Origin of the sequence: Glaciecola sp. 33A (assembly GCF_002836745.1) — a bacterium.
In the GTDB taxonomy this organism is placed as follows: Bacteria; Pseudomonadota; Gammaproteobacteria; order Enterobacterales; family Alteromonadaceae; genus Glaciecola.
In genome coordinates this window covers 62,596-79,209 of record NZ_PJAR01000035.1, presented here as the reverse complement: position 1 = coordinate 79,209, position 16,614 = coordinate 62,596, and the positions used below count along the sequence as shown (strand labels likewise).

The 16,614-nt window shown below is 41.9% G+C and carries 13 protein-coding genes; 11 read left to right on the top strand and 2 right to left on the bottom strand.

Going from position 1 to position 16,614, the window contains the following annotated elements; all coding sequences use genetic code 11:
• The first annotated feature begins 526 nt into the window (after nt 1–526).
• From CXF81_RS06680 to CXF81_RS06640, 8 genes are all read left to right on the top strand, one after another.
• The gene (locus CXF81_RS06680; protein ID WP_101180589.1) at nt 527–1,945 is read left to right on the top strand and encodes an MFS transporter; all 1,419 of its coding nucleotides are present in this window, start codon (nt 527–529) and stop codon (nt 1,943–1,945) included.
• 30 nt (nt 1,946–1,975) lie between these two features.
• On the top strand, nt 1,976–4,528 hold the full coding sequence (locus CXF81_RS06675; protein WP_101180588.1) for a TonB-dependent receptor: 2,553 nt from the start codon (nt 1,976–1,978) through the stop codon (nt 4,526–4,528).
• 80 nt (nt 4,529–4,608) lie between these two features.
• The gene (locus CXF81_RS06670) at nt 4,609–5,301 is read left to right on the top strand and encodes a Crp/Fnr family transcriptional regulator (protein ID WP_101180587.1); all 693 of its coding nucleotides are present in this window, start codon (nt 4,609–4,611) and stop codon (nt 5,299–5,301) included.
• Nucleotides 5,302–5,436: 135 nt separating this feature from the next.
• A complete protein-coding gene (locus CXF81_RS06665; protein WP_101180586.1) occupies nt 5,437–6,918 on the top strand; it encodes an NAD(P)/FAD-dependent oxidoreductase in 1,482 nt (493 codons plus the stop codon).
• A gap of 73 nt (nt 6,919–6,991) precedes the next feature.
• Nucleotides 6,992–7,912 (top strand): alpha/beta fold hydrolase, encoded by a 921-nt coding sequence (locus tag CXF81_RS06660; protein ID WP_101180585.1) that lies wholly within the window; start codon nt 6,992–6,994, stop codon nt 7,910–7,912.
• The gene (locus CXF81_RS06655) at nt 7,909–8,754 is read left to right on the top strand and encodes an SDR family oxidoreductase (protein WP_101180584.1); all 846 of its coding nucleotides are present in this window, start codon (nt 7,909–7,911) and stop codon (nt 8,752–8,754) included. The genes CXF81_RS06660 and CXF81_RS06655 overlap by 4 nt, the downstream gene beginning before the upstream one ends.
• Nucleotides 8,755–9,089: 335 nt before the next feature.
• Nucleotides 9,090–10,781: a GNAT family N-acyltransferase gene (locus CXF81_RS06645; protein ID WP_101180582.1), complete on the top strand. Its 1,692-nt coding sequence runs from the start codon at nt 9,090–9,092 to the stop codon at nt 10,779–10,781.
• Between the two features lie 237 nt (nt 10,782–11,018).
• On the top strand, nt 11,019–11,609 hold the full coding sequence (locus CXF81_RS06640) for a Got1/Sft2-like family vesicle transport protein (protein WP_101180581.1): 591 nt from the start codon (nt 11,019–11,021) through the stop codon (nt 11,607–11,609).
• A 57-nt stretch (nt 11,610–11,666) separates the two neighbouring features.
• Here the strand turns inward: CXF81_RS06640 and CXF81_RS06635 are convergent, their stop codons facing one another.
• Together CXF81_RS06635 and CXF81_RS06630 are read right to left on the bottom strand one after the other, a co-directional pair.
• On the bottom strand, nt 11,667–12,206 hold the full coding sequence (locus CXF81_RS06635; protein ID WP_232771809.1) for a MarR family winged helix-turn-helix transcriptional regulator: 540 nt from the start codon (nt 12,204–12,206) through the stop codon (nt 11,667–11,669).
• Between the two features lie 67 nt (nt 12,207–12,273).
• Complete coding sequence (locus CXF81_RS06630) at nt 12,274–13,236, bottom strand: MBL fold metallo-hydrolase (protein WP_101180579.1); 963 nt, start codon at nt 13,234–13,236, stop codon at nt 12,274–12,276.
• A gap of 166 nt (nt 13,237–13,402) precedes the next feature.
• On the opposite strand from CXF81_RS06630, the gene CXF81_RS06625 reads away from it, so the two are divergent.
• From CXF81_RS06625 to hmgA, 3 genes are read left to right on the top strand one after another with little or no spacing between them, the layout of a single operon-like run.
• A complete protein-coding gene (locus tag CXF81_RS06625; RefSeq protein WP_101180578.1) occupies nt 13,403–15,118 on the top strand; it encodes an FAD-dependent oxidoreductase in 1,716 nt (571 codons plus the stop codon).
• Nucleotides 15,115–15,306, top strand: coding sequence for a DUF2783 domain-containing protein (locus tag CXF81_RS06620; protein WP_101180577.1), 192 nt, complete (start codon nt 15,115–15,117; stop codon nt 15,304–15,306). Before CXF81_RS06625 ends, CXF81_RS06620 begins: the two co-directional genes overlap by 4 nt.
• Nucleotides 15,303–16,610 carry a homogentisate 1,2-dioxygenase gene (gene hmgA / locus CXF81_RS06615; RefSeq protein ID WP_198556342.1) on the top strand — a complete coding sequence of 436 codons (1,308 nt, stop codon included), beginning with the start codon at nt 15,303–15,305 and terminating at the stop codon, nt 16,608–16,610. Before CXF81_RS06620 ends, hmgA begins: the two co-directional genes overlap by 4 nt.
• Nucleotides 16,611–16,614: the final 4 nt, after the last annotated feature.

Sequence of the window (16,614 nt, the reverse complement as noted above, 5' to 3'; positions counted from 1 at the left end):
AGTGGCTACACGTATTGCCTGACTTGTTTAGTCAGCGTCCCCCATTGACGTTAGCCTCAGAATTTAAAAATGCTGCTGAACACAATCATGTCATAAGGCAGGTGGAAATGTGCATCTAGGGTGTCAAAGACAGACCCGATATCCGCAACATGAATGCAGGCCTTTAGAAATCAAAAGCATGCCAATTGATAATTAATAGATACCCCAACGACACTAGCAGTAATCAGTAGTTTTGTGCGGCCGTGTGGATATTGATGATTGAATAATCAATTTCTAAAAATGGCTGAATAATAACTTTCATCGGTCATGCCACGGAAGCGTCCTAAACTTAAAACATACCAAAAGTTCAAATCCATCATAAAACGCAATCGATATCTTTGTAAAACTTTTAGCTAAAATGATAATAAAATGTAAATTTTGTTAAATAATTCTTGAAAGTAGTAAATACATACTGTAAGTTCAAATTATGATATTGACACTAAAAAGACTACCTATAGTTGTAAGTGTTCAATAAAGGTAAACAGAAATGTTAAAACTCACGTTCTTCACCAAAATAGCATACGGCGTTGGCCAAATGTCACAAGGCGTTAAAGACACCGCTTTTCAGTCGTTTGTTGTGTTCTATTTTAGTCAGGTACTTGGCATGCCAGCTATCATTGCTGGCCTTGCGGCGCTTATTGCTTTGCTATTTGATGCCATTACTGACCCATTAATGGGAGACATCTCAGATAATTGGCAGTCAAAGTGGGGTAGACGTCATCCTTTTATGATTGCGGCTGTTATCCCTTTTCCAATTTCATTATATATGTTGTTTTCGCCGCCAGCGGGTCTTGATCAGCAGTCGTTATTCTTTTGGCTACTAGGCTGGTCTATTGTCGTCAGAGTTATGCTTACTATGTTCAATGTGCCGCACAATGCGTTGGGCGCTGAGTTGAGTAAGGATTATGAAGAACGGACAAAAATTGTAAGTTACCGTACCTTTTTGGGCTACATCGGCGGCATAACACTATCAGTGGTGGCGCTTAATTTATTTTTCAAATCAACAGAGGCTTTTCCAAACGGCATGTTAAATGTTGCCGGATATAGCAGCCTAGGGGCAATGGCTGGGATAATTGCGTTTGTTGCGATGATTATATGTATTCTAGGCACAAAACATACTATTCCGTTTTTGCCAAAAGCGCCGGATAATCAGAAAAAAATAGATTTTAGTAGGAGTTTTAAAGCGTTTTTTGAAGCGCTTAAACTCAAGCCTTTTAAACTTATCTTCTTGGTTCAAGTACTCACGATGGTTGCCGGCGGTGCAGGTGCCACTTTTATGCTGTACCTCGGTAGCTACTTCTTTGAATTGTCCACTGCGCAAATTTCACTATTGACCTTAACAATCGTTGTCGGTCTTATTCCAGCTTCAATCATCGCACCTATGTTATCTAAACGTATCGATAAAATGCCAAGCTTAGTCGCCTGCTTGCTGATAGCAACGGTCTTTAGTTTTAGTCCGATTATATTGAGGCTGTTTAGTATCTTACCCGAGAATGGCTCTGATTTATTACTGCCTGTTTTGTTTGCAACTTATGTCGGTGGCTACAGTTTTTTTATTGCAGCTGGGATAATTATCGGTTCTATGTTGGCAGATATTGCCGATTTACATGCGTCTAATACAGGTAAACGTCAAGAGGGATTATTTTTCGCAGCCAACTCTTTTGCCCAAAAAGCCACCTTCGGTATTGGTACCTTACTAGCAGGCATAGGCTTAGACGTTATCGCTTTTCCTAAACAAGTAGATGTTTCCATGGTAAGCGATGAGGCCATTTTTAACCTGGGTGTTATTGCTGGTCCAGTACCCTTAGTTATATATCTAATAGCCGCCTACATGGCGTCAAAATACGATTTAAACAAAAGCAGACATGCAGAAATAATTATCAAGCTGCAGGCTCAACAACACTAAAACTATAAATAATTTAAAATACGGGGAAATATGATGGTCCTTAATACTACTAAACATAACGGTTTTAAACTCACTCCTTTAGCTTGGGCATTAATTTGTATTAGCGCAAGTTCAACAACCTTTGCCCAAGACCAAGACGCTGATGAGACAGCAGAGACTGCGGGCATAGAAGTGATTTCAATCACCTCTACAAAACGTGTTACTCCATTGATGGAAACTGGCCAAGCGGTCAGCGCCTTTAGTGAAGCAAGCATGGCCGAGATGAACATCGATGGTAGCCAAGATTTAGTGCAATATTCCCCGTCTTTAATTATTACTTCTAGCAGAATATCTATTCGTGGAGTCGGACGACCTACCACTGCACTGGGTTCAGATCCGGGGGTGGGGATTTATACTGATGGTGTATACAACACCGAAAACGGCATTTTTGAGTATTGTAATTTTTGTGATATCGATCGTATTGAGGTGCTCCGTGGACCTCAAGGTACTTTATATGGCCGAAATGCTGTAGGCGGAGCCATTAATGTTATTAGTAAAGAACCGCAAAGAGACTTTGGTGGTTACCTTAATTTAGAAGTTGGCAATGACGGTTATTTAGTCACTCAAGGCCAGATAACAGGACCTTTAGGTGACACCTTTTCTGGTATCGCTACCATATCTAAAATTAAGCGTGACGCTCTACAAGAAAATCTAGCATCTGATGTTGGTAATTTAGACAATAAAGATAGAACTTATTATTCAATGACCTTAAAAGCGGATTGGACCGACAACTTCTCCAGTTCATTACGCTACATGAATTATGAGCGCAGCGAAAACCCGTCGCCAGGTTATTTGGGCGATGCTTATCCAACTGAGTTTGTAAATCTTGGAGCCGCCAATTTACCCGGTATTTACCCCGGTTCAAATGCGCTTAATCACGTGTCGGGTTACACCATACCTAATCCGGCAGTTAATGATATTAATCAAACAAACGTGGATACTTTGGGCCAACAAGATGTGGAAACAACACGCCTAACTTTCATCAGTACGTTGACAGTAGACGATTTGGAATTTAAATACACATTCGGTGACAATGAGTTTACTTACGACTCCATTGCTGACGGTGATGTCTCTAATGCAGCCTTTGGTGGCATGAACTTTTCCGAGATGTTTAGACAAATAACAACACTTGTTGGTATCCCTGGTGGTGTTTATTTACCTAACCCGGTAACCGGCGCGCCGATTACTGTTGCCTCAGATATGACGGCCAGTGTTATTCAATCGGGTGAGTTTACATCGCACGAATTACAAGTGGTATCTAACTACGATAGTGCCTTAAACTTCATTGCTGGAGTGTACTATTTTAATAGTAAAGAGAGTCAATATAGCGACTTTGTAGAGCGCGGTTTTGGTTTAATGCAGGGTGATCCGATTGCCGCTAATTACGGTGGTTTCCCCCCCGAGTTTGGCTTACCTGCAGATAGCGGGACTTTCCTAGGTGTTCCCGGTTTTCAGCCTGGTTTGTACCAGTTTTATTCTTCATTGATTGGTGCGCCATTTGAAGCTACGGCTAATGGCGATGGTGGTTTTCTGTATTACGGTCAAAATGATCTAGAGACAACCGCTACTGCTCTATATGGTCAGTTAGAATACCAAGTCAACGATGAGTTGGCTTTAACCGCTGGCCTGCGTTATTCCAACGATGAAAAAAGTGGAGGCGACGATGTATTTGCTTATCTTTCGGTGCCTAAAAATCAGCATCAACTTGATGACAGCTGGAGCAAAGTAACTTGGCGTTTACAGGCAGATTGGAATGTCAATAAAGACACTTTCGTTTATGGCTATGTCTCAACCGGATATCGTTCTGGTGGTTTCAACCTTGGGGCTGCCACGGCAGCGCCAGTTGATGTTGTTGACCCAGAAGAGTTAACTGCCTTTGAAGTAGGCTATAAAAAGTCGCTGTATAATAATAATGTGAACTTGTCTTTAGCCGCTTATTATTACGATTATGCTGATTTGCAGGTGCTTTCGACAGTCACGGAAGGGGGCGTAACTACCGCCGCTTTTGACAATGCAGCTGAAGCCACAGTAATTGGTTTAGAAGCAGAGTTACAGGCATGGTTGACTGCCGATTTACGCGTTATGGCTACTTATTCTTATACCAATTCAGAATACGATAACTATACAGCCGTTGACTCTACCGCCTGCGCCATTCTCGGTGAATGTGATATTCAGGACTTATCAGGCAATCAATTGAATATGGCACCAGAAACCAAGCTTTCACTTTCGGTCAGCCAGTTCTTTGCTCTGGATGATATGGGTACGGTTTTGCTAACGGCGGGTTATTCTTATGTTGGTGAACAATACTCTCGGGCTTTTAATCGCAGTGATTGGGATCAAGTCGATAGTTATGACCGTATTGATGCGCGCTTGAGTTGGACCTCTGCAAGTGAAGCATTTGAGGTCGCAGCTTTTGTTAGAAATGCTGCTGATGAACGTGATGTTTTGCGTTATTCGACACCATCTACAGTAACACGTTTGCAGAATGCGGAACTGTCTGACCCTATCTCTTATGGTTTACAACTTCGTTATAATTTTGATTAATATCTAAGTCTCAACGATAGCCCTGTTGCGGGGCTATCTTATTATCTATTTGTTAATACAAACCATACCTTGGCTTAACTATGAATTTTGAAAGTGTCATCAAGCAATGTCCTTGGTTCAATGGTGCGCCTGATTCGGCTTTTGAAACATTAATCAACGTGGCGAGGTTAAAACATTTTGAACAAAAGAATTACCTTTATCGATTGGGCGAAGAAGGCGAGTTTGTTTACGGTGTGCTAACCGGATTTGTGCGTATAAAAATTAGCAGTAGTGTTGGGCAAGAGTTTGCAATCACTGAGTTTTCGTCAAACTCGTGGCTAGGAGAATTTGCTTTAACTAATGAGCCTGCTCGTATGTTTGAAGCCCAAGTACTTGATGAATCGAGTATTATTCAAATTCCCAAACGAATAGTAAAAGCGCTGGCTGAAGAGCACAGCATTATTTATCAAAATTTATTTTTGGCACAAACCAAAAGAACGCTGCAAATGTGCGAATTATTGGCTGGCATGCTCTTCTATCCACTGAGTGCTAGGTTAGCTGGCAGATTGCAGTGGTTTGCTCAAAATTATGGGGTACGGACTAAGGCAGGGATCTTAATCGATAAAAAAATGACTCAACAAGAATTAGCCGAGCTAACAAGAGGCTCGCGTCAGAGAGTGAATAAAATAGTAAAAGAATTTGAAGACGAAGGTATTTTGGTTTTCACTGGGCAAAAGTATTTAGTCAAAAACATGCTGGCATTAAAAGCAAAAACAGTACTCAAAAACGAATAATTTTTTTACAGAGCAAGCATCAAGAGTGTCACATAGAAGACAGCTAACAGTAGATCTGAGCTGTAATTTATCAAAATTCTATAGTGATGCGCAGATCAACGTTTGCAAGAATATAGTAGAGACTTAGGTGATATTATGAATTCAGTTAATAACAAGAATGAACATGTTGATGTATTGGTAGTGGGGGCGGGTTTATCTGGAATAGGTTCTGCTTATCATTTAAAAACACAATTACCAGACAAAAGCTTCTGCGTACTTGATGGCATGGAAAGTTTTGGCGGTACCTGGCTGACGCACAATTATCCTGGTGTTCGATCTGACAGTGACCTATTTACTTTTGGTTATCGATTCAAGCCCTGGACAGGAGCGCCAATTGCGAGGGGCGCTGAGATTTTAAACTACATGCGAGAAGTAATTGATGACAATCATTTAGCCCAGCATATTCGCTACAGCCATCATGTGCTTGGGGCGAGTTGGGACAGTGTGAACCAGCTTTGGAGTATTACTGCATTTAAAAAAGATAGTAAAGAAACCGTTGTTATTACCGCTAATTTTTTATGGATGTGCCAAGGCTATTATAATCATGAGAAAGGTTATACGCCTGATTGGAAGGGCAGGGATGACTACAAAGGCTTACTTATTCATCCACAGGATTGGCCAAAAGATCTAGATTACAAAGATAAAAAGGTGGTGATCATTGGTTCTGGTGCAACTGCTGCTACGTTAGCGCCTAATATAGCCGAAGATTGTGCGCATGTGACATTATTGCAGCGTTCGCCGACTTACTTTATTCCCAGAGATAACCACAATCCGTTAACTGATCAATTGCGTGAATTAGGCATTGATGATTCATGGATCCACGAAATAACTCGTCAGCAACTGCTTCAGGAGCAAGCCGGTTTTATTCAATTATCTACGCAATATCCAAATGAGGTTAAAAAAGGCCTGATTGATGGCGTTGCAGCACTTCTCGATGATGATTTTGATGTGGAAAAACATTTTACTCCTACGTATGCACCTTGGAGACAACGCATAGCGGTTGTGCCTGAAGGCGATATTTTTGCTGGTATTCGCTCAGGCAAGGTTAGTGTTAAAACCGATCAAATTGAGTGTTTCAATGAAACTGGCATTGCGCTTCAGTCTGGCGAGCAATTAGATGCTGATATTATTATTTCAGCGACAGGGTTTAACCTGTCGGTATTGGGCGGAATTGAATTTTCAGTTGACGGCAACATTGTCGATTTCTCTGAAAAAGTGGGATACAGAGGCATGATGTTCACTGATGTACCTAACATGATTTGGGTAATGGGGTACTTTCGTGCGAGTTGGACATTACGTGTTGACCTAATCGGTGATTTCATCTGCCGATTGTTGGCACATATGGATGAAAAAAAGGTTAAGCAAGTCACCATGACGCTGCGAGATGAAGATGCTGATATGGAGTTGTTACCCTGGATTGATACCGATGAATTTAACCCTAGCTATATGTTGCGTTCACTGCATTTAATGCCCAAACGCGGCAGCAAAGTGGATTGGCAACATACTCAAGATTATTGGTCAGAGAAGGAGACACTACCCAAGGTTAATTTAAACGATGATCTGTTTATTTATAAGTAAAAAGCAATGAAGATGTTTTTTCAAACGGCAAATTAATCAGCAACTAAATTATCAGTTACATAGGCACGCTTAAATGAATAACGACTCCAAGCGAGAAGACAGAATTAATGTAAACGGTGTAGATATTGCGTATCAACTGCATGGAGATCCCTCGCACCCAACCTTATTGCTTATACACGGTTTAAGCACACCTTTAACGGGGTGGCCCAGCGCAATGATTAAGCGTTTTGTTGCAGCCGGTTATCAAGTTCTACTCTTAGATAACCGTGATGTAGGGCGCTCGCAGCGACTAGACCACTTGCCGTCGCCAAATATGCTTTGGGTAATACTTAAACTAAAGCTAGGGATGTCAGTAAAAGCGCCGTATCAGCTTGACGATATGATGCAAGATGTCGTTGCGCTATTAGATGCTCTTAACTTGCCCGAAGTGCATGTGGTTGGTGCATCAATGGGCGGTATGATCGCTCAATTGATGGCAATCCATTATCCACTAAGAGTGAAGTCATTAACCTCGATAATGTCCACAACAGGATATAAAAAGCTGCCTCCGATTGACAAGAACATCAGTCGGGTTTTAATGCAAAAACCAGCTTCATCAGATTATAAAGACCGGATGGATTACCATATTAAAAAATGGCAAGTGATTGGCAGTCCAAATTATCCTTCTTCAGACACTTACATCAATGAATATGTCGATAGTATTTTGCAGCGCGGCGTCTCAACAAAAGGGACGTTGCGTCAATTCTTGGCAATCATGGTGGCAGCAAATAGGCAAGATGCGCTAGCAAAATTAAGCATTCCAAGTCTAGTGATCCACGGTGATCGTGATGGACTGGTTAATGTTGCCGGTGGCAAGGCGACAGCAGAAGCAATACCAAATGCAACGCTTAAAATCTACCCGGGAATGGGGCATGATTTGCCGGTTGAATTAATCGAGAACATAGTCGACGACATTGTTTTCCATATAAATACGAATTTAGGTGATAGAGCATGAAGCAATACAATGAGCAGGTAGCGGTTATTACTGGGGCTGCATCCGGAATTGGAGAGGCCTTAGCGCTCAAATTAGCTGATCAAGGCTGTCATTTGGCATTAGCGGATAAAGACTTCGATGGTTTAGAAACACTACAACAGCAAATAGAGGCTAAAGGTGTTGAATGTTTTATTGCCAGTCTTGATGTATCCGACAACGCTGCTTTTATTGCATTTGCACAACAAACGAATGACAAATTTAATCGCATCGACATGCTATTTAACAACGCTGGTGTTAGCTTAATTGACTCAGTCGAAAACCAAACCCTTGACGATTTTCATTGGTTAATGAACATCAATTTTTGGGGTGTGGTGCACGGCACCAACGCGTTTTTACCTTATTTGAAAGCGTCTCCCAGCGCACATATTGTTAATATATCTAGTTTGTTCGGTTTGCTTTCTTTGCCATTACAGAGCGCCTATAACTCCTCTAAGTTCGCAGTAAGGGGTTTCACTGAGGCGCTTAAAATGGAAATGGCGGGCACTAATCTAGCGGTTCATTGTGTGCACCCTGGTGGGATTAAAACTAACATCACCAACAATGCCAAAGTAACAACTAATGCAGTTCCTAAGAGCGAGCTTATTGCTAACTTTAATAAGGTAGCAAAAACGACGGCCGAACAAGCCGCCGATATCATTTTAACCGGTATTGCGAAAAAACAGCGGCGCATTTTAGTGGGAGGAGATGCAAAATTACTTGATCTTGTTGCAAGATGGTTTCCGTCCAGCTACGAAAAAATATTAGGTTTTGAAAAAAACATCATCAATAAACGCAAAGAGTTGATGAGTAATATTAATCAATAATGCATCAACTTCTCGAAAGTGAAGTGTGAATCGATGAAAAAGCCAAACCTCACATTTGAGCCCGTCTTCGTATCCATTGCCGGTTTAGAACGGCCACGGCTGGATATATTCTGTGCCGTTTGCTTTGTGACGCTGGCTAATGCTAGGCCGCTTACGCCGAAGTTAATACCGAACATAAATAGCGGGTTTAACGCAACGTTTGCAAAGAAGCCAACGCAAATGCAGTGTCATACAAATGTCACTAACTGTTCACTTTTTTGTAAAGAACTAAGCCTACTGTTTGGCTAAATACGATAGCTGCGTTTGCAGTGTTTTTATGCAAAAAGGGGTCATTGATGTTCGATACTCAACAAGTCATTGCTACTCATTATCCTAAAGTCGCCAACAGTCATCTGTTGCATAAACCGATCAGCAAAATTCTCAAATATTTATTATGTGAAGAACAACTGAATGCGTTTAGCCAGCAGTATCCGCACTTAACTGGCTTTGATTTTGTAGAACAAGTGCTCTCGTATTTTTCCTTTACTTACCGAGTTAATGACCAGCAGCGGGAGCGAATACCACAAGCTGGAAAGTTAATTATTATTGCCAATCATCCCATTGGCACACTGGATGGTTTAGCGCTCATTAAATGTGTTAAAGCCAGCAGGAGTGATGTCAAAGTCATTGCAAATAATATGTTGATGGCAATCCAACCATTGCACGAAATATTACTGCCGGTAAATAATATGCAAGGGGGAACACAAAAACAGAATATTCAAAACATTAACCTTCATCTGCGTAATGAAGGCGCACTGATTGTTTTTCCGGCGGGAGAAGTATCTAGATTGCGCCCGCATGGCATTCGCGACACAAAGTGGCAAAGCGGCTTTTTAAAAATGGCCAAGGTTAATCATTGTCCCATTCTTCCCGTGTATTTGGACGCTCAAAACTCAGCCTTTTTTTACGGTGTCTCTATGCTATACAAGCCAGCAGCAAGCGCATTACTGGTTAAAGAGATGTTCAAGAAAAAGAATAAAAATATGGACATCACTATTGGGGAGCTTATCCCACCAGATGCCTTTACCCAGCTTTCAATTAGCTTATTAGAGCAAGTGAAACTGTTTAAAAAGCACGTTTACAATATTGCTAAAAACAAACCCGGTGTGTTTTCTACTCAAACTCCTATTGCCATGCCCGAAGAGCGCAGAGAATTGCTCACAGCATTGAAAACTGAATGCGAGATTATTGGTAATAGTGTTGACGGTAAAACGATTTATTTGTATCGATATAGGGTGAGCTCGCCGATCATGCGAGAGTTAGGACGGTTGCGAGAAATTACCTTTAGAGCCGCTGGCGAAGGCACCAATCAACGCCGAGATATAGACAAGTATGATAAGTCGTACTATCACTTAATTTTGTGGGATAACAATGATCTGGAAATAGCCGGTGCATACCGCTTTGGTGATGTAAAAAAGCTCTTAGAACAAGGCGAGTCAGTTTATTCGAGTACGTTGTTTGACTATAACACGGCTATGCAACCTTACTTTGACGAAGGTCTTGAATTGGGCCGCAGTTTTGTACAACAAAAGTATTGGGGAAAACGAAGCTTGGATTACTTATGGATTGGTATTGGTGCATTTTTATATAAGCACCCTCAATATCGCTATTTATTTGGTCCAGTTACCTTAAGTGCCCAAATGCCTGCTGCCGCAGTTAAATTAATAACGGCCTTTTATGCTCACTATTTCCCTGATAAAGAGCACATTGCGACCGCTAAAATGCCTTATCCTATCTGTGCTACTGCGCAAGAAAACTTTAAAAACGTGGAATACAACGAGGCGCGGCTGTGGCTAAAAGATGCTTTAAAACACATGAACGTCAGTTTACCAACGTTGTATAAGCAATATGCAGATCTATGCAAAGACGGTGGTGTTAGATTCGTTGCCTTTAATATAGACCCTGATTTTCAACAGTGTGTTGATGGTTTAGTGATAGTCGATATAACGATGTTGAAGCCAAAAAAACGCAAACGATATTTTCAGTAAAGTGACGCTAAAAAGTACCGCTAAAAAAGAGCCGCTAAAAAAGAGACTTACTTGCTCAAGTATTCTACTATCTGCTGATAGGAGGAGCGGGCGCAAATTGCAACTAATTGCTCCGACTATAACGAGGAACGGAAATGTGTTAAATTTTGTGCAATCATAGAAAAATAAATATTTAACGTCGATTTATGGTTGGCTTGCACTTAATTTCTACCTAACGTTATCGTTTTTAAGGATATCATGAAGAAAATAATTCGTTTTTTAGTTCTGTTAGCAGTAATCGTTGTGGGTTTTTACTTATTAATGACCGGCCTCGTGATTTTCGCTAGTCTGGCTGCCGTCGGTGCCTTGGTTTGGGTTTATCTGCGTTATTTTGCAAAAAGCGCCAATGTGACTCATTCGAGCAAAGGTGTCACGATCGACCAGGTATCTCCGTTCGTTCCAACACCAGGATCAGCATCTGAAGAAGCAAAAGATGTTGATGTTGTTGAAGAGTTGCGACCAGAAATCGTTGATTCTGAAGTCGAAGTTAAACCCGATACTCATGACGTTTATGCACTCTATAATTTATATGAAATAGAAGCGCGAGCCTATTGCGTGTCACCCGGGCCTAAATTACCCACGATTGTCGATGATATTATTGCGCTAACCAATCATGTTGACGCTGATGATCAGCTTCGTGCTAAAACCTACCGATTGCTCGGGGAGCTGTATGAGGCCGATGACAATGTGGTGTTAGCTTTAGACTATTACGAGACGGCTTTAGCGCTGGATGCAAAAGTGGGTGTTAAGCGTAAAATCACCAAATTGCAAAAAATGACTGAGTCATAATTTAAAGCTACCAAGTTTATATATTGTGTTTAAAAAACAGCTTGAGCACACAAAACCTCAGTCCATTTGTGCGACTTTTCTGTCCAGCTTTTCCAGAATACGCATTAAGTCACGATATTCACTTACGTCAAGGGCGCTGATCAACTCTTCTTCCCAATCTAGTGCTTTGGGCGCTATTTGGGCATACATCGTATGGCCATTTTCAGAAAGTGACAGATAAGCAGCGCGATTGTCTTTTTGATCCTTCTCTCTAACAATTAGCTGTTTGTCTTCAAGTATTTTGACTGCTCTGGACACTTTAGATTTATCCATAAAGGTGACTTCGCCAATATCTTTCGCATTTAACCTATCATGCTCTGCCAGACGAGCAAGAACTCGCCACTCAGGTACGGAAAGATCAAACTCAGTGCGATAAATTTTAGAACAGGCGTTACTAATATTGGTGGCCAAATTGACCATCCGATAAGGCACAAAAAGATTCAACATAACGGTTCTTATCGCCTTTTTACTCATCGTCTTACAATGCTCCAAACAAACAGATATCAACCACCTTTTTACCACAGCAGATAGCGCAGACAAACTATTTATTTGAGCCATTGAAATTGCATGTCGGCAAATGCGCACAAACACCTAACATGCAATTTTAAGAATGAAGGGTACATTCTTAGTTTTGCAACTGATCCCAGACTTCTTGATCATATTCAGCCGTCCATATTTTCGGCCAGTCTATCCCTTCAAACTCATCCCATAAACGTTTGACGTCGAAGGGTAAACAATGTTCAAAGATCGGCCACATGCCAAACTTGGGTTCCAATAATGTGTGGGTTTCGGTAAATGCCTGTTTAAGTGTGCCGCCGTTGCGATGTACCTCACCCACTTTCTCAATCATGCCATTTAAGAAACCACGTGTTTGTTCAATGGCATTATCGACATTTTGTTTACCACTGACCACTGCGCCTCTGCCACCGATCAAAACTTCAGCTTCATAAGCTTTGACCTTATCTAGGGTTTTTGAAGCCCAGTCAAAGTGAAAAGCATCGCCAGTGTATAGTGCTGCAGCAGCTTCAACTAAGTCGCCAGCAAACAAAATTTTATGCTTAGGTAACCATGCCACGATATCTCCAGCCGTGTGACCTCTGCCACAATGCTCTAATATCAAACTACCTCGGTCTCCGCCCAATGGGATTTCTAATCTGTCATTGAACACAATGTCAGGCTTAGTGAGTCCAGGAATACCGTCGGGCTCTCTAAATAAACGTGGCATTCTGCCAAATTCACTGGCCCAGTCTTGCATGCCTCTTTCTTCAATTAAATATTTGGTTTTTTCATGTGAAATTACTGATTCTGCTTGGTAGGCAGATGCACCTAAAACCCTAACGGCGTGATAGTGAGACAGTACAAGGTATTTAATCGGTTTATCGGTATGTTCTCGCAGCACAGCTAACCAGTCATTCGCGGCTTTCGGCGTTGCTCTAGCTTCGAAGGCAATAATAAAGTCTTCTGCTTCTATAGCACCGACATTAGGGTCCCCTTCCGCAGTTAGGGCATACACTCCATCGGCCAGAACTTCAAGAGTTTCTGTTTTGTTACCAAGATCTGCAGACGACGCAAATGGTTTTTTAGACATAAGGATAACCTCGTATAGTGTCATTTAATGAGTAATTAAAGTAACACTTTTTAATCTCACTTAAAACTATATTTACTGGTTTTATCGGTTATTTTTGAATTATACCTTGATATATACCGTTATTATCACTTATATTAGTTTCACTTAAGAATGTATGGTGAAAATAATGCAGCAAACATATAAGAATCCTATCTACCCGTACACTCCCTGCCGCGAGTTAAACGCAGAGGAACAGTTGCATCATCCGGTTATTATCGTAGGTGCAGGCCCCGGAGGCTTAGCACTCGCAGTCGATTTGGCTTTGCAAGGCATAAAAAGTGTGGTTATTGATAATAACAACACAGTAAGTGTAGGCTCCCGCGCAATCTGCTTTGCAAAGCGTACACTAGAAATCATGCAGCGCCTCGGGTGTGCTGAAAGAATGCTAAAAAAAGGGGTGACCTGGAGACACGGTAAAGTGTTTTTCAAAAATGAAGAAGTTTATGATTTTAATCTTTTAGAGGAATCCGATCATCAAGTCCCCGCTTTCATCAATCTTCAACAATATTATTTTGAAGAATATTTAGTAGATAGAGCCGCCGAATTTGATCTCATCGATTTACGCTGGAAAAGCAAGGTTATTAGCCTTGTATCTCATGAAAAAATGACACAGGTTATTGTATCTACACCCGACGGTGAATACACAATGACTTGCGATTTTCTGCTCTGTGCAGACGGTGCTAACAGCCCAGTACGTAAAATGTTGGGATTAGAAAGTAAAGGGCAGGTTTTCCAAGATAGATTTTTGATTGCTGATGTGGTTATGAAGGCTGCATTTCCCACGGAACGTTGGTTTTGGTTTGATCCTCCTTTTCACCCAAACCAATCGGCACTGTTGCACAAACAACCCGATAATGTCTGGCGTATTGATCTTCAGTTAGGTTGGGACGCCGATCCCGCGCATGAAAAGCAAGAGCATGTTATTCGCCCTCGCATTCAAGCTATGCTGGGTGAAGACGCTGAATTTGAACTGGAATGGGCCAGTGTGTATACCTTCCAATGCCGCAAAATGGAGCGATTCATTCACAATCGCGTGATTTTTGTAGGAGACGCAGCGCATCAGGTTTCACCTTTTGGTGCGCGCGGTGCAAATGGTTGTATTCAATCAGCTGAAAACCTAGTTTGGAAACTGGCTAAGGTACTCAAAAAACAAGCGCCTTTGGAACTGATAGAGACATATGACATAGAACGTCAACACGCAGCCAAAGAAAATATATTAAATTCGACGCGCTCGACGGACTTTATTACGCCCAAAAACCACATAAGTCGGATCTTCCGCGACCAAACCTTGCTGCTGGCCAAAACACACGATTTCGCACGTACCATGGTCAACAGTGGCCGTCTTTCAACGCCTTGCCAATATGTTAATTCACCGCTTAATACGCCTGATGATGACAACTTTTGTAGCCTACTTGCGCCCGGCTGCGTGCCCAAAGATGCGCCAATCTTTATCGCTCGACAACAAGATTGGCTCATTAATCACTTGGGTAATCAATTTGTTGCACTAATTAGCTATAAGCAAATAACGGCCATGCAACAGCAGTATTTAGAGACACTTGGTAAGCATCCCTTACTCAAATTACTGGTATTGTGCCCGGGGTCTGTCAACACAAAGCTTCCTGAAAATGTCACTGTCATTCAAGATGTGAAGGGCATATTAGCCCAAAGGTACGACTTACAAAATGGCACTACTTATCTGTTCCGTCCTGATCAAATTATTACTGCACGATGGCGACAATGCTCTGCGGAGCAAGTTATTGGTGCCGTAAATCGCGCTTTAGGGTTTGAATTAACCGGTCCAGTTTCTAATGCCAGTTCAATCCATGAGGAGGTAATAATATGAACCTTAATACCCAAGCCAACTTGTCTGAACCTGACACTTTTTATGCAGCGCTGACGGATGTTCATCGTCAACTTGATAGGGAACAGAGCGAATGTGTGAATGCGCGACTCATCTTATTGTTGGCGAATCACATCGGTCAAATGGATGTACTAAATCAAGCGCTGCGCATAGCGGAGGATATAGAGTGAGCGACGTAAGCGCAACATTGCGCTACTTGACTGGTTTTGGCAACGAACATGAAACCGAAGCCTTACTAGGAGCACTACCTATTGGGCAGTTCAATCCACAAACTTGTCCTTACGGATTATACGCCGAACAATTGAGCACCACAGCCTTTACGGCACCTCGCAGTGAAAATCGTCGTAGCTGGCTTTATCGAATTCGCCCATCGATTAATATGGGTGACTATACGCCAATAGATAAAGGTCTGATCCGCACAGCGCCACTAGAACAGACACCGTGCCCGCCTAATGTGATGCGATGGGACCCAATGCCATTACCGGATGCCCCAACCGACTTCATTGATGGTTTGATCACTGTCGCAGCAAACGGAGATGCTAAAACCCAAACGGGGATCGGTATACATTTATATGGCGCAAACAAAGCAATGGAAAACCGTTACTTTTACAACGCTGATGGTGAGTTGTTATTGGTTCCACAACAAGGTGGGCTGCGCGCCACGACAGAGTTTGGCATATTAGACGTTAAATCGGGTGAAATATGCGTAATACCGCGCGGCGTTAAATTCAGCATTGCGCCAATAGACGGCCCAATTAGGGGGTATGTGTGTGAAAACTATGGTCAGCCATATCACCTAGCAGAAAGAGGTCCGGTGGGTGCCAACGGTTATGCTAATCAACGTGATTTTCAATATCCAGTGGCGTGCTTTGAAGATAACGACACGCCTTGTGAATTACTCACTAAATTTTGTGGTGAATTGTTTAAAGCTCAGTTAAATCATTCGCCAATGGATGTTGTTGCTTGGGTGGGTAACAGTGCACCTTATAAATATGATTTATCGCGTTTTAATGTGATCAACACGGTCAGTTTTGACCATCCAGACCCATCAATTTTTACTGTGCTGACGTCTCCATCCGACACTTCTGGTGTAGCCAATATTGATTTTGTTATTTTTCCACCGCGCTGGATGGTAGCTGAAAACACCTTCCGCCCACCTTGGTATCATCGCAATATTATGAGTGAATTTATGGGGTTAATAGAAGGCAAGTACGATGCCAAAGAAAAAGGCTTTGAGCCAGGAGGTATGAGTTTACACAATTGCATGACCCCCCATGGACCAGAAGCTTCTGTTTTTGAAAAAGCATCACAAGGGACGCTAGAGCCAGAAAAGTATCAAAATACCCTGGCTTTTATGTTTGAATCCAGATATGTCATTGCGCCAACAGACTTCGCCCTTAATTGTGCACAAAAACAAACAGATTATCTAGCCTGCTGGGGCACGCTAAATAAACACTTTACGGGCAAACGCTGAATTC